General features: G+C 39.2%; 22 protein-coding genes. 20 read left to right on the plus strand and 2 right to left on the minus strand.

Annotated elements, in window-relative coordinates:
• Positions 1–125: 125 nt before the first annotated feature.
• From IHV10_RS06205 to hfq, 15 genes are all read left to right on the plus strand, one after another.
• Complete coding sequence (locus tag IHV10_RS06205) at positions 126–1,367, plus strand: competence/damage-inducible protein A (RefSeq protein WP_197127776.1); 1,242 nt, start codon at positions 126–128, stop codon at positions 1,365–1,367.
• Positions 1,368–1,493: 126 nt separating this feature from the next.
• The gene (gene recA, locus IHV10_RS06210; protein ID WP_197127777.1) at positions 1,494–2,540 is read left to right on the plus strand and encodes a recombinase RecA; all 1,047 of its coding nucleotides are present in this window, start codon (positions 1,494–1,496) and stop codon (positions 2,538–2,540) included.
• A 404-nt stretch (positions 2,541–2,944) separates the two neighbouring features.
• The gene (gene rny / locus IHV10_RS06215; protein WP_197127778.1) at positions 2,945–4,510 is read left to right on the plus strand and encodes a ribonuclease Y; all 1,566 of its coding nucleotides are present in this window, start codon (positions 2,945–2,947) and stop codon (positions 4,508–4,510) included.
• 340 nt (positions 4,511–4,850) lie between these two features.
• Positions 4,851–5,111 carry a stage V sporulation protein SpoVS gene (spoVS, locus tag IHV10_RS06220; protein ID WP_010193268.1) on the plus strand — a complete coding sequence of 87 codons (261 nt, stop codon included), beginning with the start codon at positions 4,851–4,853 and terminating at the stop codon, positions 5,109–5,111.
• A gap of 355 nt (positions 5,112–5,466) precedes the next feature.
• Entirely contained in the window at positions 5,467–7,209 is a 1,743-nt protein-coding gene (locus IHV10_RS06225) for a 2-oxoacid:acceptor oxidoreductase subunit alpha (protein WP_197127779.1), read from the plus strand.
• A 1-nt stretch (position 7,210) separates the two neighbouring features.
• The gene (locus IHV10_RS06230) at positions 7,211–8,077 is read left to right on the plus strand and encodes a 2-oxoacid:ferredoxin oxidoreductase subunit beta (protein ID WP_197127780.1); all 867 of its coding nucleotides are present in this window, start codon (positions 7,211–7,213) and stop codon (positions 8,075–8,077) included.
• A gap of 178 nt (positions 8,078–8,255) precedes the next feature.
• Positions 8,256–9,296 carry an L-threonine 3-dehydrogenase gene (gene tdh / locus IHV10_RS06235; protein ID WP_370568645.1) on the plus strand — a complete coding sequence of 347 codons (1,041 nt, stop codon included), beginning with the start codon at positions 8,256–8,258 and terminating at the stop codon, positions 9,294–9,296.
• Positions 9,297–9,319: 23 nt separating this feature from the next.
• The gene (locus IHV10_RS06240) at positions 9,320–10,495 is read left to right on the plus strand and encodes a glycine C-acetyltransferase (protein WP_197128224.1); all 1,176 of its coding nucleotides are present in this window, start codon (positions 9,320–9,322) and stop codon (positions 10,493–10,495) included.
• Positions 10,496–10,725: 230 nt separating this feature from the next.
• Positions 10,726–12,246, plus strand: a complete 1,521-nt coding sequence (miaB, locus tag IHV10_RS06245; RefSeq protein ID WP_197127781.1) for a tRNA (N6-isopentenyl adenosine(37)-C2)-methylthiotransferase MiaB — start codon at positions 10,726–10,728, stop codon at positions 12,244–12,246.
• Positions 12,246–12,680, plus strand: a complete 435-nt coding sequence (locus IHV10_RS06250; protein ID WP_197127782.1) for a RicAFT regulatory complex protein RicA family protein — start codon at positions 12,246–12,248, stop codon at positions 12,678–12,680. The genes miaB and IHV10_RS06250 overlap by 1 nt, the downstream gene beginning before the upstream one ends.
• A 458-nt stretch (positions 12,681–13,138) precedes the next feature.
• Positions 13,139–13,711, plus strand: coding sequence for an outer spore coat protein CotE (gene cotE, locus IHV10_RS06255; protein ID WP_144700658.1), 573 nt, complete (start codon positions 13,139–13,141; stop codon positions 13,709–13,711).
• Between the two features lie 104 nt (positions 13,712–13,815).
• The gene (gene mutS / locus IHV10_RS06260; protein WP_197127783.1) at positions 13,816–16,407 is read left to right on the plus strand and encodes a DNA mismatch repair protein MutS; all 2,592 of its coding nucleotides are present in this window, start codon (positions 13,816–13,818) and stop codon (positions 16,405–16,407) included.
• 14 nt (positions 16,408–16,421) lie between these two features.
• Entirely contained in the window at positions 16,422–18,296 is a 1,875-nt protein-coding gene (gene mutL, locus IHV10_RS06265; protein WP_197127784.1) for a DNA mismatch repair endonuclease MutL, read from the plus strand.
• A 9-nt stretch (positions 18,297–18,305) separates the two neighbouring features.
• A complete protein-coding gene (gene miaA / locus IHV10_RS06270) occupies positions 18,306–19,256 on the plus strand; it encodes a tRNA (adenosine(37)-N6)-dimethylallyltransferase MiaA (protein WP_305069413.1) in 951 nt (316 codons plus the stop codon).
• 31 nt (positions 19,257–19,287) lie between these two features.
• Positions 19,288–19,524, plus strand: coding sequence for an RNA chaperone Hfq (gene hfq, locus IHV10_RS06275; RefSeq protein ID WP_066393852.1), 237 nt, complete (start codon positions 19,288–19,290; stop codon positions 19,522–19,524).
• 62 nt (positions 19,525–19,586) lie between these two features.
• Here hfq and IHV10_RS06280 read toward each other — a convergent pair whose 3' ends face one another.
• Positions 19,587–20,564, minus strand: a complete 978-nt coding sequence (locus IHV10_RS06280; protein WP_197127786.1) for a tyrosine-type recombinase/integrase — start codon at positions 20,562–20,564, stop codon at positions 19,587–19,589.
• Between the two features lie 102 nt (positions 20,565–20,666).
• Here IHV10_RS06280 and IHV10_RS06285 point away from each other — a divergent pair, with 102 nt between their 5' ends.
• On the plus strand, positions 20,667–21,245 hold the full coding sequence (locus tag IHV10_RS06285) for a YhcN/YlaJ family sporulation lipoprotein (protein ID WP_197127787.1): 579 nt from the start codon (positions 20,667–20,669) through the stop codon (positions 21,243–21,245).
• A 127-nt stretch (positions 21,246–21,372) separates the two neighbouring features.
• Here the strand turns inward: IHV10_RS06285 and IHV10_RS06290 are convergent, their stop codons facing one another.
• Entirely contained in the window at positions 21,373–21,996 is a 624-nt protein-coding gene (locus IHV10_RS06290) for a YitT family protein (protein WP_197127788.1), read from the minus strand.
• A 274-nt stretch (positions 21,997–22,270) separates the two neighbouring features.
• Here IHV10_RS06290 and spoVK point away from each other — a divergent pair, with 274 nt between their 5' ends.
• The 4 genes from spoVK (at position 22,271) to IHV10_RS06310 (ending at position 26,328) form a co-directional block, all read left to right on the plus strand.
• Positions 22,271–23,224 (plus strand): stage V sporulation protein K, encoded by a 954-nt coding sequence (spoVK, locus tag IHV10_RS06295; protein ID WP_197127789.1) that lies wholly within the window; start codon positions 22,271–22,273, stop codon positions 23,222–23,224.
• 39 nt (positions 23,225–23,263) lie between these two features.
• Entirely contained in the window at positions 23,264–24,520 is a 1,257-nt protein-coding gene (gene hflX, locus IHV10_RS06300) for a GTPase HflX (RefSeq protein ID WP_197127790.1), read from the plus strand.
• Between the two features lies 1 nt (position 24,521).
• The gene (locus IHV10_RS06305; RefSeq protein ID WP_197127791.1) at positions 24,522–25,790 is read left to right on the plus strand and encodes an aminotransferase class I/II-fold pyridoxal phosphate-dependent enzyme; all 1,269 of its coding nucleotides are present in this window, start codon (positions 24,522–24,524) and stop codon (positions 25,788–25,790) included.
• A gap of 136 nt (positions 25,791–25,926) precedes the next feature.
• Positions 25,927–26,328: a MerR family transcriptional regulator gene (locus IHV10_RS06310; protein WP_066393870.1), complete on the plus strand. Its 402-nt coding sequence runs from the start codon at positions 25,927–25,929 to the stop codon at positions 26,326–26,328.
• The last annotated feature ends 57 nt before the right edge of the window (positions 26,329–26,385 follow it).

The following is a 26,385-nucleotide window of genomic DNA, read 5'->3' on the forward strand; positions in this document are numbered from 1 at the left end:
AACTCCTGTTTTTTTATTAGCCGTAGTAGAAATTGCAGAAAACATGAAGAAAAGATAGAGAATCTTAGAATAGTTAAAGTTGAATGATGTGATATCAGAGAATACAATCAGGGAGCGTGTATGAGTTGAACGCAGAAATCATAGCAGTTGGCAGTGAACTTTTATTAGGACAGATCGCAAACACGAATGCTCAATTTATTTCAAAAGGACTGGCTGACATCGGAGTGAACGTCTTTTATCACTCAGTAGCGGGTGATAATCAAAACCGTCTCTCATCTGTCATTCAAACAGCTAGGACAAGATCCGATCTGATCATCTTTACTGGAGGTCTAGGACCAACAAAAGACGATCTTACTAAAGAAACAATCGCAAAACTGTTTCAGAAGGAATTGGTTCATGACGAAGCTGCGTTAGAGTATATAACCAATTATTTTGTTCAAACCAATCGAGAGATGACACCTAACAATAAGAAGCAAGCCCTCATAATAGAAGGATCTGTCGTCTTGCCAAACGATAACGGTATGGCGCCGGGAATGGCGTTTACTCACGGTAACAACACGTGTATACTCCTACCTGGACCACCTAGTGAGATGAGACCGATGTTTAACAACTATGTTATTCCTTATCTTTATTCTAAGATGGATGTACAGACTAAGTTTCATTCGCGGGTATTAAAGTTTTTTGGTATTGGAGAATCGGTCTTAGAAACGAAGCTTCAAGATTTGATTGAAAAACAAAGCAATCCTACTATTGCGCCGTTAGCATCTGAACATGAAGTTACGATTCGGCTAACTGCAGCTCACCCTTCAGAAACTGAGGCGAAGAGACTGCTAGATGAAGTAGAACAAGAAGTATTAAGTCGTACAGGTTCCTATTTTTATGGATATAACGATGAAACGCTAGAGAGTCAAACTTTCGACCTTCTTCTAAATAATCAGCTGACGATCGCTTCGGCAGAGAGCTTGACTGGAGGACTATTCAGCAAGATCATCACTGATTTTCCTGGTGCTTCTGCTGTTTATCAGGGAGGAGTCGTTGTTTATTCAAACGCATTAAAACAATCGATGCTTAAGGTACCTCTTAACTTGATCACAGATCATGGTGTTGTTAGCTCAGAATGTGCAGAGTGGATGGCAGAGGAGATTAGAAAGCAATCAAAGACTGACATCGGCATCAGCTTTACTGGTGTTGCGGGTCCTGATGCACAAGAAGACAAGCCTGCAGGAACAGTGTTCATCGGAATTTCAATTGGGAATCAAACCTATTCTTATTCAATAAAACTTGCAGGATCAAGAAAAGGGATTCGAGAAAGAGCAGTAAAGCATGGATTTCGCTATTTAAATCAATTGGTCAAAGAAGGACAATAAAAAAATCGAATAAATGTTCGTAAAATGATTGGCAAATGAACAAAAAAGAGATATGATAGAGAAGTAGCAAGTAACAGAATTAATGAAACAAAAATACATGTAAAATGAATTTGAGGAGTGAATTGAATGAGCGATAGAAAAGCAGCTTTAGATATGGCTCTACGCCAAATTGAAAAGCAGTTCGGTAAAGGTTCTATTATGAAATTGGGTGAACAAACCGAACAGCGAATTTCAACAGTATCCAGTGGATCGATCACTTTGGACATCGCACTTGGAATCGGTGGATATCCTCGCGGAAGAATTATCGAAGTTTACGGTCCTGAATCATCAGGTAAAACAACTGTTGCCCTTCATGCCATCGCAGAAGTTCAACGTAATGGTGGACAAGCTGCATTTATTGATGCAGAGCATGCGCTTGATCCTGAATATGCACAAAAGCTAGGCGTGAATATCGATGAGCTCTTGTTGTCTCAGCCGGATACAGGTGAACAAGCACTAGAGATCGCTGAAGCTCTTGTAAGAAGTGGAGCAGTAGATATTTTAATTATTGACTCCGTTGCTGCCCTTGTTCCTAAAGCTGAGATTGAAGGGGAAATGGGAGATTCTCATGTTGGTCTTCAAGCTCGTCTTATGTCCCAAGCACTTCGTAAACTTTCGGGTGCCATTAATAAATCGAAAACCATCGCAGTATTTATCAACCAAATTCGTGAAAAAGTTGGCGTTATGTTCGGAAACCCTGAAACGACACCAGGGGGAAGAGCGCTTAAATTCTACTCATCCGTTCGTTTAGAAGTACGTCGTGCTGAACAGTTGAAACAAGGTCAGGATGTTGTTGGTAATAAAACAAAGATTAAAGTTGTAAAAAATAAAGTTGCTCCTCCGTTTAGAACGGCTGAAGTGGATATTATGTACGGAGAAGGAATTTCATATCAAGGTGAGATTCTCGATATCGGTTCGGACATTGATATCGTTCAAAAGAGTGGTGCTTGGTATTCTTACGAAGGCGAACGTTTAGGTCAAGGACGTGAGAACTCTAAGCAATTCCTTAAAGAAAATCCTGAGATTGCATCAGCAATCGTTGCAGAGATCCGCAACTATTATCAGCTAGAAGGCAAAGCAACAGCTGAAGTAGAAGCTCCTTCAGCAGAAGAAGAGTTTGAGTTAACAGAATAGTAAAGAGTGAAGACTGGTCAAGTGCGACCGGTCTTTTTTCTATAACCGGATCATTTTTAAAAGAATGGTTGCTTAAAACGATATATTTTCATAGCCAAGTGAAGAGCAAAAGTTGGAGATGGAGGTGAACTCCTTTTCGAGTGTAACAATATAACCAAAGCAATATTCGCTATTATTGCAGGCAAAATATGCTCCTTGCTATTTTTAAGTCAACCAATTATTATAGAAGATTGACTCTCTTGACAAGCCTTTGGCACACCTATAAAATGAAGATATATTTTGATTTCTTATGAAATTAAAAGATATGTATAGAATTTGTACGACATGAATGGTGCACAGCACATGTAAGACGATTGACGCCAAAAATGCAGTATGAAAAGCAGAAAGCAAGAGGAGGTGGGAATATGCCAAGTTTAGCAGTATTCATCTCCAGTTTGCTTGTCTCACTAGGTGTCGGTGCTATTGTCGGATATCTTGTTAGGAAATCAATTGCTGAAGCGAAGATTTCAAGCGCAGAACGAGCAGCTGCGCAAATTGTTGAAGATGCAAAGCGCGATGCTGACGCCAGCAAGAAAGAAGCGCTGTTAGAAGCAAAAGATGAAATCCATAAGCTACGTACCGAAGCTGAACGCGAAATTCGCGAACGTCGAAACGAGCTTCAAAAACAAGAACATCGATTGGTTCAAAAAGAAGAGATCCTAGACAGAAAAAGTGAAACTCTTGACAAAAAAGAGGAATCTTTAGAGCGACGTGAGGAGTCTCTCACCAAAAAACAGCGACAAATTGAAGAGATTGAAAGCAAAGTGGAGGAATTGCTGAAAGAACAACAGCGAGAGCTTGAGCGCATTTCCAGCATTACCAGGGATGAAGCCCGCCAAATTATCATGACGGAAACTGAGAACGAGATGACACATGAGTTGGCGATGATGGTAAAAGAGATGGAAAACCGTGCAAAAGAAGAAGCGGACAAGAAAGCAAAAGAAATTCTTTCCCTAGCTATCCAACGCTGTGCAGCCGATCACGTAGCAGAAACTACAGTTTCTGTAGTAAACCTTCCTAACGATGAAATGAAGGGAAGAATTATTGGACGTGAAGGGCGAAACATCAGGACGTTAGAAACGTTAACTGGAATTGACTTGATTATTGATGATACTCCAGAAGCCGTTATTCTGTCTGGATTTGATCCGATCCGCCGTGAAATTGCACGGATGGCTTTGGACAAGCTTGTACAGGATGGAAGAATTCACCCTGCACGAATTGAAGAGATGGTTGAAAAATCACGTCGAGAAGTGGATGAGTATATCCGCGAAGTAGGAGAGCAGACAACGTTCGAAGTTGGTGTTCACGGACTTCATCCTGATTTGATTAAAATTCTTGGACGTTTGAAGTATCGTACAAGTTACGGTCAAAACGTACTAAAACATTCAACTGAAGTGGCTTACTTAGCTGGATTAATGGCAGCTGAAGTAGGAGAAGACGTTCATCTTGCAAGACGAGCTGGTTTGCTTCATGACATTGGTAAGGCGATTGATCATGAAGTTGAAGGCAGTCACGTTGACATTGGTGTGGAACTTGCTACGAAGTACAAGGAACACCCAGTAGTCATCAACAGCATTGCGTCTCATCACGGAGACACTGAAGCAACTTCGATCATAGCTACTCTAGTTGCAGCAGCAGATGCACTTTCTGCAGCAAGACCAGGAGCACGCCGTGAAACACTTGAAACGTATATACGCAGACTTGAAAAGTTAGAAGAAATTTCAGAATCATTTGATGGTGTTGAAAAATCTTTTGCGATACAAGCAGGCCGTGAGATACGTATCATGGTTAAACCGGATCTGATCGATGATGTAGCATCATACCGACTAGCACGTGATATTACGAAAAAGATTGAAAGTGAACTGGATTATCCAGGACACATTAAAGTTACAGTCATTCGTGAGACTCGAGCAGTTGAATACGCAAAATAAACAAACAAAGCGGTGGGAGATCAATCCCATCGCTTTTTTATATGAAGAAATTTCGTAACTAGTAGAAGGTGTGGAATTTGAGCAGGAGTAAACCGAAGATCGCTCACATAGAAAGCTGTATACGTATACAGTGAATCGCAGTTTTTTTCCGAAAAAACCACATTATGGTTTGAAAGAAGTTTGTTAAGGGTACTAGAATACCGGGGTTTATTCATAGGGCAGCTGCTTTAACAAAACAACAAAATAGAGAGAGTAAGCACAATTTTGTTTCGGCAGGAATACAAGCCTTAATCAATGAATATAGTAGAACAGGTATCTATCCTGAAGGAGGTTCAAAACAATGGAAATATTAAAAGTTTCAGCAAAATCCAACCCCAACTCTGTAGCTGGTGCACTTGCTGGTGTTCTCCGGGAACGTGGAGGCGCTGAAATTCAGGCAATCGGAGCAGGTGCATTAAACCAAGCTGTTAAAGCAGTAGCTATCGCACGAGGGTTCGTAGCACCGAGCGGAGTTGACCTCATTTGTATTCCAGCATTTACAGATATCTTAATCGATGGGGAAGAAAGAACGGCCATTAAATTAATTGTTGAACCGCGCTAATTAAAGTGAAACCTGCTTGCTCGTTCGATAGAGCAAGCAGGTTTTTAGTTTTGTAGACTTATTTTCATTTTGTAAGGGATGCCGAGAATCGTAGAAGGAAATGCGGAAACAAATCTAGAATTTATATAGAGAAGCATCTTAATTAAAGCGTTTTCATTTATTTACTTTTTTTGTAATAGTTTGAATTATACTAGGCGAATACTTGCATTTTTATGAAGTTAAGTCTAGAATTGTAGACGTTTAGTACATAATTTAAGTAAACGTGATAATGCGCGTTCAACACAACATGAAACCATACTAAATCAAACTATTGATTGAAAAAATTAACGTTTGGGTTACTGAAAGGGTGGAGTACATGATTGATCAACTTTCTTGGAAAGTTGGCGGACAGCAAGGTGAAGGAATTGATAGTACAGGTGAAATTTTTGCGATGGCACTCAACCGCCAAGGCTACTATCTGTATAGCTATCGACACTTTTCTTCCAGAATTAAAGGCGGTCATACCAACAATAAAATTCGTGTAAGCACGAGTGAAACCCGTTCGATCTCTGATGATCTTGATATTTTAATAGCATTCGATCAAGAAACAATTGATGTGAATGTACATGAGCTTCGCGATGGAGGAGTTGTGATTGGAGATTCAAAATTCAATCCTACTGTTCCTGAGGACCTTAATGTTAGATTATATGCTGTACCATTTACAGAGATTGCAAGTGAACTTGGCACATCTCTAATGAAAAACATGGTAGCGATCGGAGCGACGAGCGCTGTTTTAGGTCTTCCTGTAGAAAGCTATTTAGAAGTTGTAGAAGAGATTTTTGCTCGTAAAGGAGCAAAAGTAGTAGAAAAGAATATGGAAGCTATTCAAAAAGGCGCTGATCGTTTCAATGAATTATCTGGTGGCCAGATCGATGGTTTTCAATTAAATAAAGCGGATGGCAAGAAGCGAATGTTCATGATCGGAAACGATGCGATTGCTCTAGGATTCGTTGCAGGAGGCGTACGGTTCATGTCCGCTTATCCGATCACACCGGCATCTGAGATCATGGAATACCTAATTAAAAAACTGCCTGAGTTTGGCGGGACTGTCATTCAAACAGAAGATGAGATTGCCGCTTGTACGATGGCGATCGGAGCGAACTATGCAGGTGTTCGTACGATTACATCATCAGCAGGACCAGGTCTATCATTAATGATGGAAGCGTTAGGTCTATCTGGAATGACAGAAGTTCCTTTAGTTGTCGTAGATACACAGCGTGGAGGTCCATCAACAGGACTGCCTACAAAACAAGAACAATCTGATTTGATGGCGATGATCTATGGTACTCATGGTGAGATTCCAAAAGTGGTTATGGCACCAAGTACGGTTGAAGAAGCCTTCTATGATGCTGTTGAGGCGTTAAATATTGCAGAAGAATATCAGATTCCTGTTATCTTACTGACAGATCTTCAACTTTCTCTAGGGAAGCAATCGGTAGAACCGTTAGATTATAGCCGCGTAGAGATTCGTCGCGGTAAGCTTGATCCGAAAGAAGAGCTACCTGATACGGATGATAAAGATGGGTACTTTAAGCGCTATGAAGTAACAGAAGACGGTATTTCTCCTCGTGTAATACCAGGTATGAAGAATGGTATCCACCATGTAACAGGTGTTGAGCATGATGAGACAGGAAAGCCTTCTGAAGTAGCAGCTAACCGTCAAAAGCAGATGGATAAACGTTTACGTAAACTTCAAAATCTGCGTTTTAACGTTCCGGTTGTTAAGCAGGCCCCTCATGAAGAAGCAGATATCCTTTTAGTCGGGTTCAATTCAACAAGAGGAGTTATTGAAGAAGCGATCCCTCGTTTAGAAGCAGATGGATTAAAAGTCAATCATGCTCATATTCGTTTGATTCATCCGTTCCCTGCCGATGAGATGAGATCAATGATCGACAAAGCAAAGAACGTAATTGTAGTCGAGAACAATGCGACAGGACAGCTGGCGAACATTTTAAAGATGAATGTTGGACAGCATGAGAAGATTAAAAACTTGTTAAAATATGATGGGAATCCTTTCTTGCCATCAGAAGTTGTCATGAAATGCAAGGAGCTGGTTTAATATGGCTACATTTAAAGATTTTCGTAACAGCATCAAACCGAACTGGTGTCCAGGATGTGGAGATTTTTCTGTACAGGCGGCTATTCAAAGAGCAGCTGCAAATGTAGGTTTAGAACCAGATAATCTAGCTGTAGTATCAGGAATCGGCTGTTCAGGACGTATTTCAGGGTATATTAAGTCTTATGGTTTTCATGGTATTCACGGCCGCTCATTGCCAATCGCACAAGGTGTTAAGATGGCAAACCGTGATCTGACAGTTATTGCTTCAGGTGGAGACGGAGATGGGTTCGCGATCGGAATGGGTCATACCGTACATGCGATCAGAAGAAACATCGATATTACCTATATTGTTATGGACAACCAGATTTATGGTTTAACAAAAGGACAAACATCACCTCGATCTGATGTTGGATTTAAAACAAAGAGTACGCCAGAAGGATCTGTAGAGTCAGCGATTGGCGTTATGGAACTTGCTTTAACGGCTGGTGCTACGTTTGTGGCTCAAAGTTTCTCAACAGACTTAAAAGAGTTAACTTCGATTATCGAAGCTGGGATCAATCATAAAGGGTTCTCGTTGATCAATGTATTCTCTCCATGTGTTACTTACAATAAAGTAAACACATATGATTGGTTTAAAGAGCATCTCGTATCCTTAGGCACGATCGAAGACTATGATTCTTCAAACCGTATGATGGCTATGCAGACATTGATGGAAAACAAAGGTCTTGTAAAAGGGATCATCTATCAAGACAAGGTAAAGCCTTCATACCAAGATCTGGCTCATGGATACAGTAAGAAAGCACTTGCGAAGGTAGACTTGAATTTACCTGAGGAAAAGTTCAATCAATTGATGTCAGAATTCATGTAAGACCGAGCCCTTCTCCTAAAATTAGGAGAGGGTTTTTTTCTAAATAAAAAAATTTCCGCAATTTTTTTTGGTATCTGCGATTGTCCACGTGAAATGGACACTGCTCTTTACCTTGTTGTTCAATCCATGTACAATTATTATGGATATGATATTTAAGGTTTTAGTGAGGGGTGTTTCTGTGCAAGGAAAAATGAAAGCAATTGTTAAGCATCATGCGGGTTATGGAGCTAGATTAGAAACAGTAGATATTCCTGAAATCAACGAGAGTGAAGTATTAATCAAAGTTAAAGCGACTTCAATCTGTGGAACAGATGTCCATATTTACACATGGGATGAGTGGTCACAGAGTCGTGTGAAAACGCCATATGTATTTGGACATGAGTTTTCAGGGGTTGTTGAAAAAGTTGGAAGCGCTGTTACTAATGTATCTGTTGGAGATCATGTATCAGCTGAAACACATATAGTCTGTCATTCTTGTCCACAATGTTTAAAAGGACAGTTTCACATCTGTAAGAACACGAAGATCATCGGTGTCGATACGCACGGGTGTTTTGCAGAGTATGTAGCAATGCCATCTGAGAACATCTGGAAAAACGATCCTAAGATGCCATTTGAACATGGATCGATTCAAGAGCCGATGGGAAATGCTGTTCATACTGTTTTAGCTGGTGATGTTGCTGGGAAAACAGTGGCTGTCATCGGATGCGGACCGATCGGTGTCATGGCGGTTAACGTTGCTAAAGCGGCAGGTGCAAGCCAGGTGATCGCTATCGATCTGAATGATTATCGTCTAGATCTTGCTAAAAAGATAGGTGCGACAGAAGTGATCAATCCAAAATCGATCGACCCTGTTGAAAGAGTAATGGAACTAACAGATGGTAATGGTGTGGATGTTGTTTGTGAGATGAGCGGTCATCCTGTTGCGATTGACCAAGGGTTTAAAATGATCACAAACGGCGGTCGCGTTTCTATTTTAAGTCTGCCTGTTAAACCTGTTGAGATCGATCTAACAAACGATGTTGTGTTTAAAGGAGTTACCGTACAAGGGATCACAGGAAGAAAAATGTATGAAACATGGCAACAAGTCTCAGGTCTTTTACAGTCAGGAAGCATGCACCCTGAAGCAATCATTACTCACACACTTCCACTTGAAAAGTTTGAAGAAGGCTTTGACTTAATGATAAAGGGGAATTGCGGGAAAGTAGTACTTATTCCTTAAAATCGAAAGGGGCAAACATCGTGATGAAAGGTTTTGAATACCTACAAGAAGAATTGGACCATATGAAAGAAGAAGGTACGTTTAGAAAGCTTGTACCACTAGAATCAGAGCAAGGTTCTAAAGTTGTGATCAACGGAAAAGAAGTGATTCAGCTTTCTTCCAACAACTACTTAGGACTTACAAGTCACCCTAAAATGAAAGAAGCAGCCCTACAAGCTGTAGAAGAATTTGGCGTTGGTACGGGCTCTGTGCGTACGATTGCTGGAACACTTTCTATGCATGAAGAATTTGAAAAAAAATTAGCTGAATTCAAACACACAGAAGCATGTCTTGTCTTCCAATCTGGTTTTTCAACGAACCAAGGAATTCTTTCTGCTATATTAACAGATCAAGACGTTGTTATTTCTGATGAGTTGAACCATGCATCGATTATTGATGGCATTCGTTTAACGAAAGCAAAAAGAAGAATCTACAAACACGTTGATCTAGAAGATTTAGAAGCGGCTTTAAAAGAGACACAAGAGTTTAGAAAAAGAATCGTCGTAACAGACGGGGTTTTCTCTATGGATGGAAACATTGCACCACTTCCTGGAATCGTAGAATTAGCTGAGAAGTACGATGCACTCGTAATGGTAGACGATGCTCATGCGAGTGGTGTACTAGGAACGAACGGTCGCGGTACGATCGATCATTTTAACTTGAACGGTCGTGTTCACATTCAAGTGGGAACATTAAGTAAAGCAATTGGTGTACTAGGTGGCTATATTGCGAGTACGCAAACGTTAAGAGACTACCTGATTCATAAAGGTCGTCCGTTCTTGTTTAGCACATCACATCCGCCAGCAGTAATCGCAGCAAGTTCAGCGGCGATCGACGTGTTAGAAGAAGAGCCAGAACATATGGAAAGACTATGGGAGAACACGAAGTTCTTTAAAGCGGGATTAAAAGAACTAGGATTCAATACAGGAGTTAGTGAGACACCTATTACACCAGTACTTGTAGGTGATGACGCGCTTGCGCATAAACTATCGGATACTTTATTAAAATACGGTGTATTCGCTCAAGGTATCGCTTTCCCAACAGTAGCTAAAGGTAAAGCTCGCGTAAGAACAATCGTAACAGCTCAGCATACGAAAGAAGAACTACAAGCTGCGTTAGATGCATTTGAAAAAGCAGGAAAAGAATTAAATATCATTTAAATACGTGTAAAGTTGACTTTAAAGGCGCATCAGGAAGCTTTTGGGGTCAACTTTTTTTATTGACCCTACCAAAAGGCACCTTTTAATAACCGTAATTTTATTATGTAAACTAAAACGATTACAAGTTTAACTATAATCCAATTTTTGATATAATGTTACAGTTGGATGAAAAACTAGATTTAAGATGAACGGATTACCAAGCAGTAAAGGCAATAAGGAGTGAATATGTCTTGGATATTACGAAAGACAATCAAAAAGTGAAGACAAACGAAAAAGAAAGAGACTACTCACAATACTTTCAATCTACGTATGCACCGCCTTCTTTAAAAGACGCGAAAAAGCGTGGTAAAGAGCAAGTACAAATATTAAAAGATTTTTCTATTCCGGAAAATTTAAAAAATATTGGTGTTGGTAAAAAGTTCTATATTCGTACGTATGGCTGTCAGATGAACGAACATGATACAGAGGTTATGGCAGGAATTCTGAATGAAATGGGTTATGAAATCACTTATTCTACTGAAGATGCCGATGTGATCCTTCTTAACACATGTGCCATTCGAGAAAATGCAGAGAACAAAGTGTTCGGTGAACTGGGACATTTAAAACATACGAAAGCGAACAACCCTAATCTACTTCTTGGAGTATGTGGCTGCATGTCACAAGAAGAATCTGTTGTTAACCGTATTCTTTCCACGTACCCTCAAGTTGATATGATCTTTGGTACTCATAACATTCATCGTCTGCCTCAAATCATCGAGAACGCATTATTCTCAAAAGAGATGGTAGTTGAAGTTTGGTCTAAAGAAGGGGATATCGTCGAGAACCTGCCAAGAAAGCGTAAAGGAAACGTTAAAGGCTGGGTCAACATTATGTACGGCTGCGACAAATTCTGTACATATTGTATTGTTCCTTACACGCGAGGAAAAGAAAGAAGCCGTTATCCTCAAGATATCATCGAAGAAGTAAGACAGCTTGCGAGAGAAGGATATAAAGAAGTAACGCTTCTCGGTCAGAACGTGAATGCATACGGCAAAGATTTTGAAGATCTAGAGTATGGTCTTGGCGATCTAATGGATGAGATCCGTAAGATCGATATTCCAAGACTGCGTTTTACAACAAGTCATCCACGAGATTTTGATGATCGGTTAATTGAAGTACTAGCTAAAGGCGGTAACATTGTAGATCATGTGCATCTGCCTGTCCAACACGGAAACAGCGATGTACTCAAATTAATGGCTCGTAAATATACACGTGAACATTATTTAGAGCTTGTAAACAAGATCAAAGTTGCAATGCCGAATGTAGCATTAACTACGGATATTATTGTTGGGTTTCCAAATGAGACGGAAGAACAATTCCAAGAGACTTTATCTCTAGTAAAAGAAGTGCAGTATGATGCTGCTTACACGTTTATCTATTCCCCGCGTGAAGGCACTCCAGCTGCGAAGATGCAAGACAATGTTCCGATGGAAGTGAAACGAGAGCGTCTGCAAAGACTGAACGCCATGCTGAATGATATCTCATTAGAAAAGAACAAAGCATATATCGGTAAAGTCGTAGAAGTGCTGGTTGAAGGAGAAAGTAAAAAGAATCCTGATGTACTAACAGGTCACACAGGTTCCAACAAAGTAGTAAACTTTAAAGCTCCTAAGCACTTAATAGGTGAAATCGTCAAAGTTCAGATTACCGATGCTAAAACATGGAACCTTGGCGGCGATTGGGTAGAAGAAAAATCAGAGGTGGTAGGCTAATGAGCACATATACGAAAGAAGAAATCTTGGGAAAAGCTAAAGAACTGGCTAAAATGATCGCAACGACTGATGAAGTAGAATTCTTCAAAAAAGCAGAAGCTCAGATCAATACAAATTCAAATGTAGCAAGATTGATGGGACAGATTAAGAATCTTCAAAAACAAGCTGTCAATCTTCAACATTATCAAAAGCATGAAGCATCAAGAGAAGTAGAAGAAAAAATCGATGCACTGATGGCAGAGCTTGATAGCATTCCAGTCGTACAAGAGTTCAAACAATCTCAAAGTGATGTGAATGATATCTTACAGATGGTTTCACATACGATCTCGAACAAAGTAACAGATGAGATCATTGAATCCACTGGCGGGGACCTTTTAAAAGGAACTACTGGTTCTCAAGAAGGCTGTTCTCCGGGCGGCTGCGGTTGTCACTAACCATAAACACGATGTCTTTTGTAGACATCGTGTTTTTATTTGAGATTCATTCCAGTTTATTGGATGTTTCGCACATACCCATAGAGGTATTAGGTTCCTTCAATCCAGAAGTTTTGGTATGCAATCCAAAAGTTTCTGCTGTTTATCCACGAGATTTGGCTCTCAATCCAAAAGTTTTCCCCATTTATCCACGAGTCTACAAACCTCGACAAATTCCGCATTGCGTTTTAGACTCACATACCCGTTAAGAGAGTATCCTAGAGGGATAATCAACCACTTGCAAAAGCAATAAAAACGCAAAAATAATTTCACGTACCGTTTACCACATATAATATTTTGAGAACATTGGACAACAAACGCCCATATACTTAGACTAATTGTGTTTCAAATAAATGAAGACACAATAGGCATCCGCCCAGCATATACTGTATGGAGATTGGTAGAGGAGGGATTCATGTATGTCAAGACGCGTAGAACAAGAGTTGACTTACAGAGAAATCATCACAAAAGCGGTCTGCGGCAAAGGGAGAAAATTTTCTCAAGCAACGCATACCATTGCACCGAGTCATCGTCCGAGCAGCATTTTAGGATGCTGGATCATCAACCATGCATATAAACCGAAGCGGAATGGTGAAGCAGTAGATGTAGAAGGAAGCTATGATATCAACGTGTGGTATTCATACAATGATAATACTCGTACGGAAGTCGTAACAGAGACCATTCATTTTGTAGATAAAGTGGATCTCAGTGTAAGAGATAAGAATGCGTTAGGCAATCAATATGAAGTTACGTGCCGTGCACTTCAAGAACCCAATACGTTAGAAGCGACGATCTCTCCGAACGGAAATAAAGTGATTGTTCAAGTAGAAAGAGAGTTCGTTTGTGAAATTATCGGAGAAACAAAAGTTTGTGTATATGTGAATCCGGACGGTTTTGATGATGTAGAGACAAGAGATTGGGAATATGATGTAGAAGATGAGAATTTTGAAGACCTGGATCCGAACTTTTTAATAGGTGATTTGGAAGAATAGAAAACGGGGAGAGAGCTTCCCGTTTTTTTCATGCAGAGAAAACGATAGATGCTGTGAATTATGTTATAATAGCGACATTGAAATGTTATGAAAAAGGTGAAATTATGGCTCAATATACTCCAATGATACAACAATATTTATCAATTAAGGCAGCTCATCAGGATGCCTTTTTATTTTTCCGTCTAGGAGATTTTTATGAAATGTTTTTTGAAGATGCTGTTCGAGCATCTCAAATCCTTGAAATTACACTAACAAGCAGAGATGGAGGCTCTCAAGATCGAATTCCGATGTGTGGGATACCTTATCATTCGTCAGCAGGTTATATAAAAACATTAGTTGAGAACGGACATAGAGTAGCGATCTGTGAACAAGTAGAAGATCCTAAACTATCTGTTGGGGTAGTGAAACGTGAAGTCATCCAGATTATTACGCCAGGAACGGTTATTGATGACCACCTTCTTCAAGATAGAGAGAACAATTTTCTTGTATCGATAGAAAAAGAAAACGATTCTTATGGATACGTTCTTTGTGATCTTTCAACAGGTGAGTTGAAGGGATATACATATGACGGAAATCAGTTATCGTTCATTCAATTACTTTTAAGTCACGGTGTAAAAGAGATTGTTGGAAACAAAGAATTGTATGATGCTTGGACGCACACAGTTACACAGACAGGACAAGCTTCCGTTTCTATCCAAGAAGAGAATTCTATAGATAGTCAGTTTAATCAACTTGTTCAGACGATCTCTGATCCAATCTTATTACGTGCTTCAGGACGGTTGTTCAACTATCTATCTCATACGCAAAAACGATCTTTCCACCATATAAAAGCTGTTGAATTTCAGCAGAACGATAAAAGAATGAAGCTTGATGCCTTTTCAAAACGGAATTTAGAATTAACAGAATCAATCAGAGCAAAAGGAAAAAAAGGTTCACTATTATGGCTGTTAGATGCCACGATGACAGCAATGGGTGCTAGAAAGCTTAAACAATGGGTGGAAGAGCCGTTGTTCGTAAAAGAAACGATTGAGAAGCGGCTTCAGCTCGTTGAAAACTTAATCGGAGAATTCTTTATTCGTGAAGAGATCAAAGAACAATTGAAGTCTGTTTATGATATGGAACGATTGATAGCCAAAATATCTTATGGAAACGCTAGTCCAAGAGATCTTGTACAATTGAAAAGATCTCTGTTCAGTGTTCCGGTCTTAAAAGAAAAGATCAAGAGTATTGAAGGGAAATACGCACTCGAGCTTCATGCGAAGATGAATGAACATAAAACACTCAGAGACTATTTAGATTCTGCTATTCATGATGATGCACCCATTCAAATTAAAGAAGGTGGTCTGATCAAAGCAGGTTACAATGAGCAGCTGGATCAATATAAAGATGCGAGCAGTAACGGTAAAGCCTGGATCGCTTCTCTTGAGCAACAAGAAAAGGCAGCTTCAGGCATTAAGTCTTTAAAAATAGGTTTTAATAAGATTTTTGGATACTACATTGAGGTTACAAAATCGAACCTTTCACAAGTACCAGATCGTTATGAACGAAAACAGACGCTCGCGAACGCTGAAAGATATGTTACGCCAGAACTGAAAGAGAAAGAAAGAATCATCTTAGAAGCAGAAGAGAAGATCTCTGGATTAGAATATACACTCTTTTTGGAAGTGAGAGAGTATGTAAAACAATTCATTCCAGGGCTTCAAGAGCTTGCATCAGCCATTTCTGAACTAGATGTCATGCAATCTTTTGCTGCAATCAGTGAGCAGTACCGTTATGTAAGACCGATAGTATCAGAGGATGGAATCGTTAATATTGTGAACGGCAGACATCCGGTTGTAGAAAAAGTCATGGATGCCCAAGAATACGTACCTAACGACATTGTTTTAAATAATGATAGAAATATGCTCCTTATAACGGGTCCAAACATGGCAGGTAAGAGTACGTATATGCGCCAGTTGGCACTTACAGCTGTCATGATGCAGATCGGCTGCTTTGTTCCAGCAGATCGTGCTGAGCTTCCAATGTTTGATCAGATCTTTACGCGGATTGGAGCTGCTGATGATCTAGTAGGAGGGCAAAGTACGTTTATGGTCGAGATGCTCGAGACGAACTTTGCTCTGACGAGTGCAACTGAGAACAGTTTGATCCTTTTAGATGAGATCGGACGAGGGACTTCCACATATGATGGGATGGCATTAGCGCAATCAATCATTGAATTCATTCATGAAGAAATAGCTGCAAAAACATTATTCTCTACTCATTATCATGAACTTACTGTCTTAGAAGAGTCTCTTCAATCTTTAAAAAATGTGTTTGTAAGTGCAGTTGAAGAGAATGGAAGTCTCGTATTTTTGCATAAAGTCATTGATGGACAAGCAGATAAAAGTTTTGGTATACAAGTGGCGGAACTCGCTGAACTACCAGAACCAGTGATCTCTAGAGCAAAAACAATTTTACAAACCTATGAAAATCAAGAAAAACGAGAGGCGCTTCCCATTCAAGAAGTTTCAGTGACCAGGGAAGAGGATCTTCAAGAAAGTCAATTGAGTCTTTTTGTAGAAAAAAAGGATACGACGAATAGAAGAGACAATAAAGAGCAAGAGTTGATCAAAGAGTTAAGAAATTTAAACGTATTAGAGATGACTCCTCTTGATGCGATGAACGCGTTATACAAACTGCAAAAAAAAGTAAGATAAAGGAGGCGTGACGAATGGGCAAAATTGTACAACTAGATGAACATCTTTCCAATAAAATCGCTGCTGGTGAAGTTGTTGAACGCCCAGCCTCTGTCGTTAAAGAGCTTGTTGAAAATTCAATCGATGCGAACGCGACGAGAATAGAGATCGAAGTTGAAGAAGGTGGGTTATCACTCATTCGTGTACTAGATAACGGGGACGGAATCGAGCCGGAGGATTGCGTGCTCGCTTTTAACCGCCATGCAACGAGTAAGATTAAAAGTGAGCAAGATTTAATCCACATTCGTACCATGGGGTTTAGAGGAGAAGCATTACCGAGTATCTCCTCTGTTTCTCAAGTCGAACTGAAATCATCAACGGGTGACGGACCAGGTGCTTACTTGTTTATCGAGAATGGTAAAATCATAAAACAGCAGCAGACGAACAGCAGAAAAGGCACAGACTTTACTGTTCGTAACTTATTCTATAACACACCAGCTAGATTGAAGCATGTTAAGACCATTCAGACGGAACTAGGCACGATCAGTGATCTAGTGAACAGACTGGCTCTTGCTAACCCAGATGTTTCTTTTCGTTTAAAGCATAACGGAAAAGAACTTCTCCACACGTCTGGTAACGGAAATATGCTGCAGATCATTGCATCTGTTTATGGGATACAAACAGCTAAAAACATGATCTCAGTCTCATTTTCTTCATTAGATTATGAAGTAAGGGGATATATAGCAAAACCAGAGATGAACCGAGCTTCACGTCAGTATATGTCCTTTTTTATGAACGGAAGATATATTAAGAACTATGCACTATCAAAAGCTGTACAAAATGCTTATCATACGTTCCTGCCGATCGGTCGCTTTCCGATCGCTATCTTATCGGTTAAGATGGATCCGACAATTATTGATGTCAACGTTCATCCTTCAAAACATGAAGCAAGGTTGAGTAAAGAAACTGAACTGGTTCAGCTTATTGAAAACGAACTCAGAAAAGTGATCAGAAATCAGCAGTTGATCCCTGATGTTCAGTTTAAGAAAAAAGAACAAAGACAGAATGATCGAGAAGAACAGCCTTCATTTTCTTTTGATTATCAAAGGAAAAAGGAAGAAGTTCAAACCGACGTAACTGCAATTTTAGAAACGACTCTAAGTGCCAACCGTTCAATTATTGAATCTGATGCTGTTCCTTCTCATATTAGAGAAGCATCGCATCCAGTTATCGAGAATGAGGATCTTCCGGTGGAATCATTTCATCCCGAAATGAATCAAGCACCAGATTCCCTAGAGCATGAACATCTTAGAGATGAGTCAATTGATAAAATTCCCGTTATGTATCCGATCGGACAGATGCATGGTACGTATATCATTGCTCAAAATGAGAAGGGATTATATCTAATCGATCAGCATGCTGCCCAAGAACGCATTAAATATGAGTATTTCAGAAAAAAGGTGGGGCAAGTGGATCGAGAAACTCAACTGTTAGCAGTTCCATATACCTTTGAATTTACAGCGAGTGAATCTGCCTTTCTAGAGAGTCACTTAGAGACTCTCAGCGAAGTGGGTCTGTTTTTAGAAACCTTTGGACAGAATACTTTTATCGTTAGAGAGCATCCACAATGGTTTCCGAACGGATATGAAAAAGAGATCATACTGGATATCATCCAGCAGGTACTCGATGATAAAAAAATCGATATCGATAAATTAAGAGAAGATGCAGCGATCATGATGTCATGTAAAGGATCTATCAAAGCGAACCATCATTTAAGGAACGATGAAATTTTTGCTTTGTTAGAATCTCTTCGAACTTCAAGAGATCCTTATACTTGTCCACACGGCAGACCAATAACGATCCATCTATCAAAGTATGAACTTGAGAAGATGTTCAAAAGAGTGATGTAGGAGTTAATGATGAAAGATAAATTAGTTGTGATCGTAGGCCCAACGGCTGTTGGGAAAACAAGAACCAGTATCGAACTTGCTAAGGCGATCGATGGTGAGATCATTAGCGGGGACTCTATGCAGATCTATAGAGGTCTCGACATAGGTACAGCAAAGATTACGGAGGAAGAGAAAGAAGGAATCCCTCATTATCTTATTGATATTAAAGATCCTAAGGAAGCATTCTCAGTTGCTGAGTTCCAAAAGTTAGCTAGAGAACGAATATCAGATATAAATAGAAGAGGTAAGATTCCGATTATTGTTGGTGGTACGGGGTTGTACGTAAGGGCTGTTACTCATCACTATGAATTTTCTGATGCGAACCGAAATAACGAGATGCGAAATGAACTTCAAAAAAAGGCAGAAATCGAAGGGCCAGAGGCATTGCACGCTGAACTACTAGAAGTCGACCCGGAGCGTGCTAAAGAAATTCATCCGAACAATGTACAACGTGTTATAAGAGCGCTTGAAATTTACTATACAACAGGAAATGCTCCTTCTATTGAACAAGGAAAGAAAAAGAGTGATGAGGAATCGCTTTATCAGCTAGCTTTAGTAGGATTGACGATGGATAGAGAGCACTTATACAAACGAATAAACGAGCGAGTGGACCTTATGGTTCAACAAGGGGTACTTAACGAAGCGAAGATGCTTTTTGAACAAGACATTACGAATAGTCTGGCAGCTAAAGCGATAGGCTACAAAGAGTTTTTTCCATATCTTTCAGGGGAAAGTACTTTAGAAGAAGCGATCACATTGTTAAAAAGAGACTCAAGGCGATACGCAAAAAGACAATTCACATGGTTTCGCAACCAGATGGATGTAGAATGGTTTAGTATGGACGAAGATCCCTTTCACAAAAAATTTCAAGAAATTCAGCACTTTGTTGAAGGGAAATTAGAAATTTCCGAGAATGTATAAGGGTAATGCCCAAAGAGGAGGATCTGTTCACATGAAGCAATCAATCAATTTACAGGATCATTACTTAAACCAATTACGTCGCGAAAACATTTATGTGACCGTATATTTGCTGAATGGTTTTCAGCTTAAAGGTTTAGTAAAGGGGTTTGACAACTTTACGGTTGTACTAGAGGCAGAAGGAAAACAGCACCTCATTTACAAGCATGCCATTTCAACGTTCACCCCACATCGAAATGTCGATTTGTCTTCTGCAAATACAAATGAATAAAAAATACTCCCTGTTGACCTTTAAGAGGTCGATAGGGAGTTTTTAATGTCTACATATTCGTCTTATTGCTTTACTTCAGCTGCTTCTAAGTATGCTTCATAGCGGTTTAAAGTAAGGTTTGATTTTAATCCGAACCACAATTGAACATCTTCTTCATCTTTTCCTTCTTTTAAAAGATTTAAAATGGCTGTTCTTCTTAAGTGTTGAGAACTGATCCCTTCTCTTAGTCCAGAACGACGGACCTCTTGTCTCAGCATCTTCTGTATAGCGATAACAGTTAACGGTTTTGGCTCATACTTCCCATAATCAAATCGATACGTTCCTCTCTGGTAATCAAACGCGATAAAGAAACGATCTGAAGAATAAACCCTTGGCCGAATAACTTCAGGAATCTTTTCCTTGTATTCATATAATAATTGTTGTGTCTCATCATCAAGAGCGATCAGTCTTGTTTCTTTTTTGTTGATCACTGTTAATTCATGCTGTGTGAAATGAACATGTTTCATTTCAATATTCGTGATTTCCTGTAGTGTAATGCCATACCGATAAAGAAGTGAAAGGATGGCTTCATTTCTTTTGATCAACAGGTGCCTATATTTTTGTTGTTTCTCCGTTAGTCCCTCATAAGAAGAGAGAGTTTGGAAAAGGGTCTTGTATTCCTCATCCGAAATAAAGTCATCATCTGTAAATTGAGTGTCTTCTTTAAGGGTTTGCTCCAGTTCATTAAATGGATTCGATGAAATTTTTCTATTTGTATGCAGATAGAAAAAGAGACTTTTTATAACTGTGAAAACTCGTTTGCTTGTGGCAGTTCGATATTCTCTCTGCTCTGAAAGAAAAAGAAAATATTCTTTTAGCGTCAACGTATCTAGGCTTTGTATCACTCTTAAGTCATCTGTTTTCTTAATAACTCGAACCCATGCAAAAAAATCTAAAAGATCATAATAATAACGCTTTATCGTACTCTTTGTTCTATCTTTTTTCTGTAAGTGCACAATAAATGAATCGGCATATTCGGGTAAGTGTGGATAATCTTCCATAATTGCCTCCTATAACCTCTTTTTACCATTATAACAAAGGGTGTTTTTTTTGCATATTTCTACAATGTCCAAAGGAAACTATAGAAAAAAGGATGGTTAAATATGCGGAAATTAGGAGTGCTCGTTCTATCTTCAGTTTTCATTTTTAGTGCTTGTTCAGGCAAAACCGGTTCTGGAGATGAAACTCTAGATACAGAGCAAGTGAAATACGATTCATCAGAAAGAAAACCAAACACACAGATAGATTCACCATTAGTCGTTGAAAAGTCTGATGAAGTTCATCAATCAAAGGATCTTGTGCAGCTTGCGGAAAAAATAAACGGAGTAGATCAGGCGTATGTCATTGTAAGTGGTATTTACACACTAGTTGGCATCGTTCCGAATGAGCCTGTTTCACCGGGGAAAGAAAACGATCAACTAAGAAGAGAAGTTTATAATGGAATTAAGGGGAATGCACATGGAAGGAATGCAGCGATCACTACGGACCCTGATAAGATAGAGCAAATAAAGAAGCTTGGAAACACTGCGTCACATAGTAAACATGATTCAAAAAGTGGAGTCTATAATGAGCTAGGGATATTAATTGGGAAAATTAAACCGTTAAAAGGGCAGTCGAAATCAACAGAGAGGCAAGAAATGCATGAAGAGAAGAATCGCACGCGGGATGATCTCTACGAATAAAAGCTTTTATTTCCTAAGCAAGCGCAGAAAATGACAACAATAGACATTTGTTTACATAATAATTACTATGTAAACAAATGGTGATTAGAGGAATAAAAAAAGCATTCTCCTATTGCGGAGAGTGCTTTTAACTATTTTGAAGTGTTTCTGTATCAGTTGATCGATAAACAGCTTCTGATGGCTTAACTGTGCTTTTTAATTTTCCAGTTAAGAAGGAAGCTATAGTTATTGCAATGATGGATATCAGAGCGTTTCTAAAACCAAACATGACTACAGCAGATGACACGATAATAAAATCTGTAACAAACAAGGAGATTCCTCGATTTATATTAGATTTTTGCTCTAAATATAGAGCTAGAATATGTATGCCACCTAATGATGCTCCTGAATTCAATACAAAACTTACGCCTATACCTATCAAACTTCCGGCAATGATCGCAGCAGCAATCGGGGAGATTAGCGGAAGAGCAAGATAATCCATGAGATCGGATATGGCTGAAATGAGGATGATGCAAAGAAACGTTAAAAGTGAGAAATTCCATCCCAATTTTTTGATTGATAAAATAAAGAAAGGTAGGTTCACAATAAGGAATAGAATGCCCCATGTCCAATTCGTCATAAATGAAACCAAAGTTGCGATTCCTGCAGTTCCACCGAACGTTAATGTGTGTATGTTAAGTAATTTTATCCCGATCGCAGTTAAAAACAGCCCGATCAAGATATACAAGCTTTTCTGTAATTTTATATGCATGATTTCTTCTTCCATTCAATTCGTACTTTTTTCACATTATTTAACATAACACGGAAATACTGCATACTTGAGTATTTTTATTCATCTGAAAATAGAAAACGCTTACAAATTCATTGGTAATTATTCATTGTAAAAACAAGGCTTGTCTTTGTAGTAGATCATAAGACTACAACATAAATTGATAACAGTGGATCAAGAAACAATATAGGCATTTGTCACGGAAACATATAGTGTTGCGTATAATGATTTGACTGGCAAAGTGAGGTGGTTCCTTTTGAATGAACCTATTGCGATAAAAAAGCAAAGGCAGATCAATATCGTTTTGAATCAAACGAATGAAAAATCAAAGATTGATGATGGAGCTGCACTAGCAGGAAAAAAAGAGAAGACAATTGAAAAGCACCAACCGCTAATAAAGATGGAAAAAGATTTGAACCGTTTAGTCGGAATGGATGATTTAAAATTTCATGTTAAAGAGATCTATGCATGGCTTCATATTAATAAATGTCGTCAAGAATTAGGGTTAAAAGCTGAGAAACAAGCTCTTCATATGTTATTCAAAGGAAACCCAGGTACTGGAAAAACCACGGTAGCTAGAAAATTAGGCACTTTGTTTCATGAGATGAAAGTACTCTCAAAAGGTCATCTGATCGAAGCAGAGCGCGCTGATCTTGTCGGTGAATATATTGGGCATACTGCTCAAAAAACGCGAGAGCTCTTAAAGAAGGCAAGCGGTGGGATATTGTTCATAGATGAAGCCTATTCCTTAGGCCGCGGAGGAGAAAAAGACTTTGGGAAAGAGGCCATTGATACACTCGTAAAAGCTATGGAAGACCAGCAACACGATTTCATACTCATTTTGGCAGGTTATCCTAAAGAAATGGATCGTTTCTTAAAACTCAATCCGGGTTTACCTTCTAGGTTTCCAATTGTTATATCGTTTCCTGATTATTCGGTCGAAGAATTAATGGAAATTGCTAAAAGAATGATCACAGAAAGGGAATACATGCTGACAAGAGATTGTGAATGGAAACTAAAAAGTCATATCGAGCGGATAAAGAACAGCAATCCCGGATCATTTTCAAATGGAAGATACATTCGTAATATGGTTGAAAAAGCGGTCAGAAGGCAATCAGTAAGGCTACTGAACGAAACGAATCAAGACAGAAGAGCGTTGATGACGATTCAAAGTGATGACCTTGTGCTAGAAGAACGGGATTCGATTTGATATGATGAGAGGAGACTATGGAAAGCAGGGATCGCAAATTTGAACAAAAACAAAGATTCAGTTCATGAAAAAGCGATACTCGTCGGATGTCAGCTTCCACGGCAGAACGACGAGCGTTTTTTTTATTCAATGGAAGAATTAAAATCTTTAACAAAAACAGCTCAAGGGACTGTGTGTACTGTTGTTACACAAAAAAGAGACCGATATGATTCAGCTACTTTTATTGGTAAAGGTAAAGTAGAGGAAATTATCACCCTTGAAGAAGAACTTGAAGCAGATATCATTATTTTTAACAGTGAATTATCTCCTTCTCAAGTTCGCAATTTATCATCGCATTTCAACGCAAGAGTCATTGATCGAACACAACTGATATTGGATATCTTTGCGCAAAGAGCGAAGACGAGAGAAGGGAAGCTTCAAGTAGAACTCGCTCAGCTTGAATACTTACTGCCCCGTTTATCAGGTATCGGCGCCAGTCTTTCGAGGTTAGGTGGGGGAATCGGAACACGTGGTCCTGGTGAGACCAAACTTGAAAAAGATAGACGTCATATTCGGTTTCGTATACATGAGCTTAAAACACAGATCAATTCTGTTGTAAGTCATAGAGAAAGATATAGAGAACGCCGCAAACATCAAGGCGCTTTTCAAGCAGCACTTGTTGGCTATACGAACGCAGGAAAGTCGACGATCTTTAACAAATTAGCAGAAGCTGATAGTTATGAAGAAGATCAATTATTTGCGACGTTAGATCCGTTGACTCGAAAAGTAAAACTGAAAAGCGGGTTTCAGATGCTATTAACAGATACGGTAGGCTTCATTCAAGATCTACCAACATCATTGATCGCGGCCTTCAGGTCAACTTTAGAAGAAGCCGCAGAAGCAAATCTTCTTATTCATGTGATCGACGGTTCTAGTGAGGATCGCATTCAACATGAACAAACGGTTAAACGTATTTTAAGCGAGCTGAAGGCATCTCATATACCTATGCTCACGGTTTATAATAAAAAAGACCAGTTCAAAGACGATTTCATTCCAGAGAATCCGTCCATTTCTATTTCTGCATTAGAGAATAAGGATATTTCTTCATTACTTGAAACGATTGAAAAAGAAGTGATGAAGCAGATGACATACTATGAAGTTAAAGTTTTAGCACATGATGGTAAGCTTCTATCACAACTTCGTGGAGAAACCATACTTATCACACAAGAATTCAATAAAGAAGAATTGGTCTATGAATGCAAGGGATACGCGTTATCTTCCTCTTCCATTCCGTCCATCAGCAACAAAGGAGAATAACATGTATTCACAGTTTCAAAATGAAGACGTACTTAAAAAAACTACTGAAAAAGTAACAGAACGAATTGCAGAACAACATAAACTGATCGATGAGAAAAGTGAATTTAATCAGTTAAAGGTGTTGAGAGCCTTTCAAAACAATCAAGTAGGAGATCACCATTTTCATCCTTCAACAGGATATGGATACGATGATACGGGTCGTGATACTCTCGAAAAGGTATATGCGGATGTTTTTGGAGCAGAGGCTGCAATCGTTAGGCCACAAATCATCTCTGGTACTCATGCGATCACTCTGTCTTTATTCGGAATGCTCCGTCCTGGAGATGAACTCCTCTATATCACGGGTAAACCTTATGATACGCTCGAAGAAATCGTAGGGATCAGGGGAACGGGTGAAGGGTCCTTAAAAGATTACAACATTTCGTATCAACATGTAGATCTGACTTCTGAAGGAGCGATTAACTTTACAGAAGTCCAACGTGCAATTTCGGAAAAAACGAAAGTGATCGGAATTCAACGCTCAAAAGGTTATGCTGATCGTCCATCTTTTACAGTGAATGAAATAGAAGAAATGATATCTTTCGTAAAAGAAATCAAATCTGATGTGATCGTATTTGTGGATAATTGTTATGGAGAGTTTGTTGAAGAAAGAGAACCGATCGAAGCAGGAGCCGATGTAATTGCAGGTTCTTTGATTAAAAATCCTGGCGGTGGTCTTGCTAAAACAGGTGGCTATATCGCTGGAAAAGAGAATTTGATCGACAGGATCTCTTACCGATTAACTTCCCCTGGAATCGGCCGTGAAGCAGGAGCGTCACTTTACAGTCTTCAAGAGATGTATCAAGGGTTCTTCCTTGCGCCTCATGTAACGGCACAAGCATTGAAAGGAGCGGTGTTTACAGCTGCTTTCTTAGAAGAATTAGGAATGGAAACGCGTCCTTCATATGATGCAAAGAGAACAGATCTTATCCAATCTGTAGTCTTTAATGATCGAGAGCGTATGATCAAATTCTGTCAAGCTATTCAAAAGGCATCTCCGATCAACTCTTATGCGATTCCATACCCTGATTATATGCCTGGTTATGAAGACGATGTAATCATGGCAGCGGGTACTTTTATTCAAGGTGCAAGCATCGAGCTAACAGCTGATGGTCCGATCAGACCGCCATACATAGCGTTTGTGCAGGGTGGGCTAACGTATGAACATGTTAAGATTGCCGTATTATCAGCTGTCGATGAACTTTTAACACAAGGGCTTATTAGTAGATAACTTATCCTTAAAAGAAACAAGAAAAAGAGGCGGTAAGCCTCTTTTTTGTTTTGATGTTAATTTTTCTAACATTAGGATTGACATGTGAGCTTTTGTGACATAAGATATAAAAAGAAGTTGAAAGGAGGTAGGCAATATGAACGATATGAATCGTAGGAACTTACCTTTGTTCCCCATCAGCATCGTCATGCAGCTGACTGAACTATCAGCTCGTCAGATTCGTTATTACGAAGAGCATGATCTTATTCATCCTGCACGAACTGAAGGGAACCGTCGTTTATTCTCATTTAATGATGTTGATAAACTTCTTGAGATCAAAGCACTACTTGAACAAGGTGTGAATTTAGCCGGTATCAAACGAGTCTTTGAGCTAAATGAACAGGCAGCAGAATTAATTAAGAACCAGCCGAATGTGCAAGGTGTTCAACAAATTTCCGAATCTGCGCTTCATCGCAGGTTAAAAAGGGAATTGATTCATGCTGGCAGACATGGAAAAACCTCATTGATTCAAGGAGAACTATCCAGGTTTTTTCATTAAAAATCATTTAATAATACTTACGATGTGAACAATCGCCATAACCAGGCGCTTTATATT

Origin of the sequence: Fictibacillus sp. 5RED26 (assembly GCF_015903895.1) — a bacterium.
GTDB lineage: Bacteria > Bacillota > Bacilli > Bacillales > Fictibacillaceae > Fictibacillus > Fictibacillus phosphorivorans.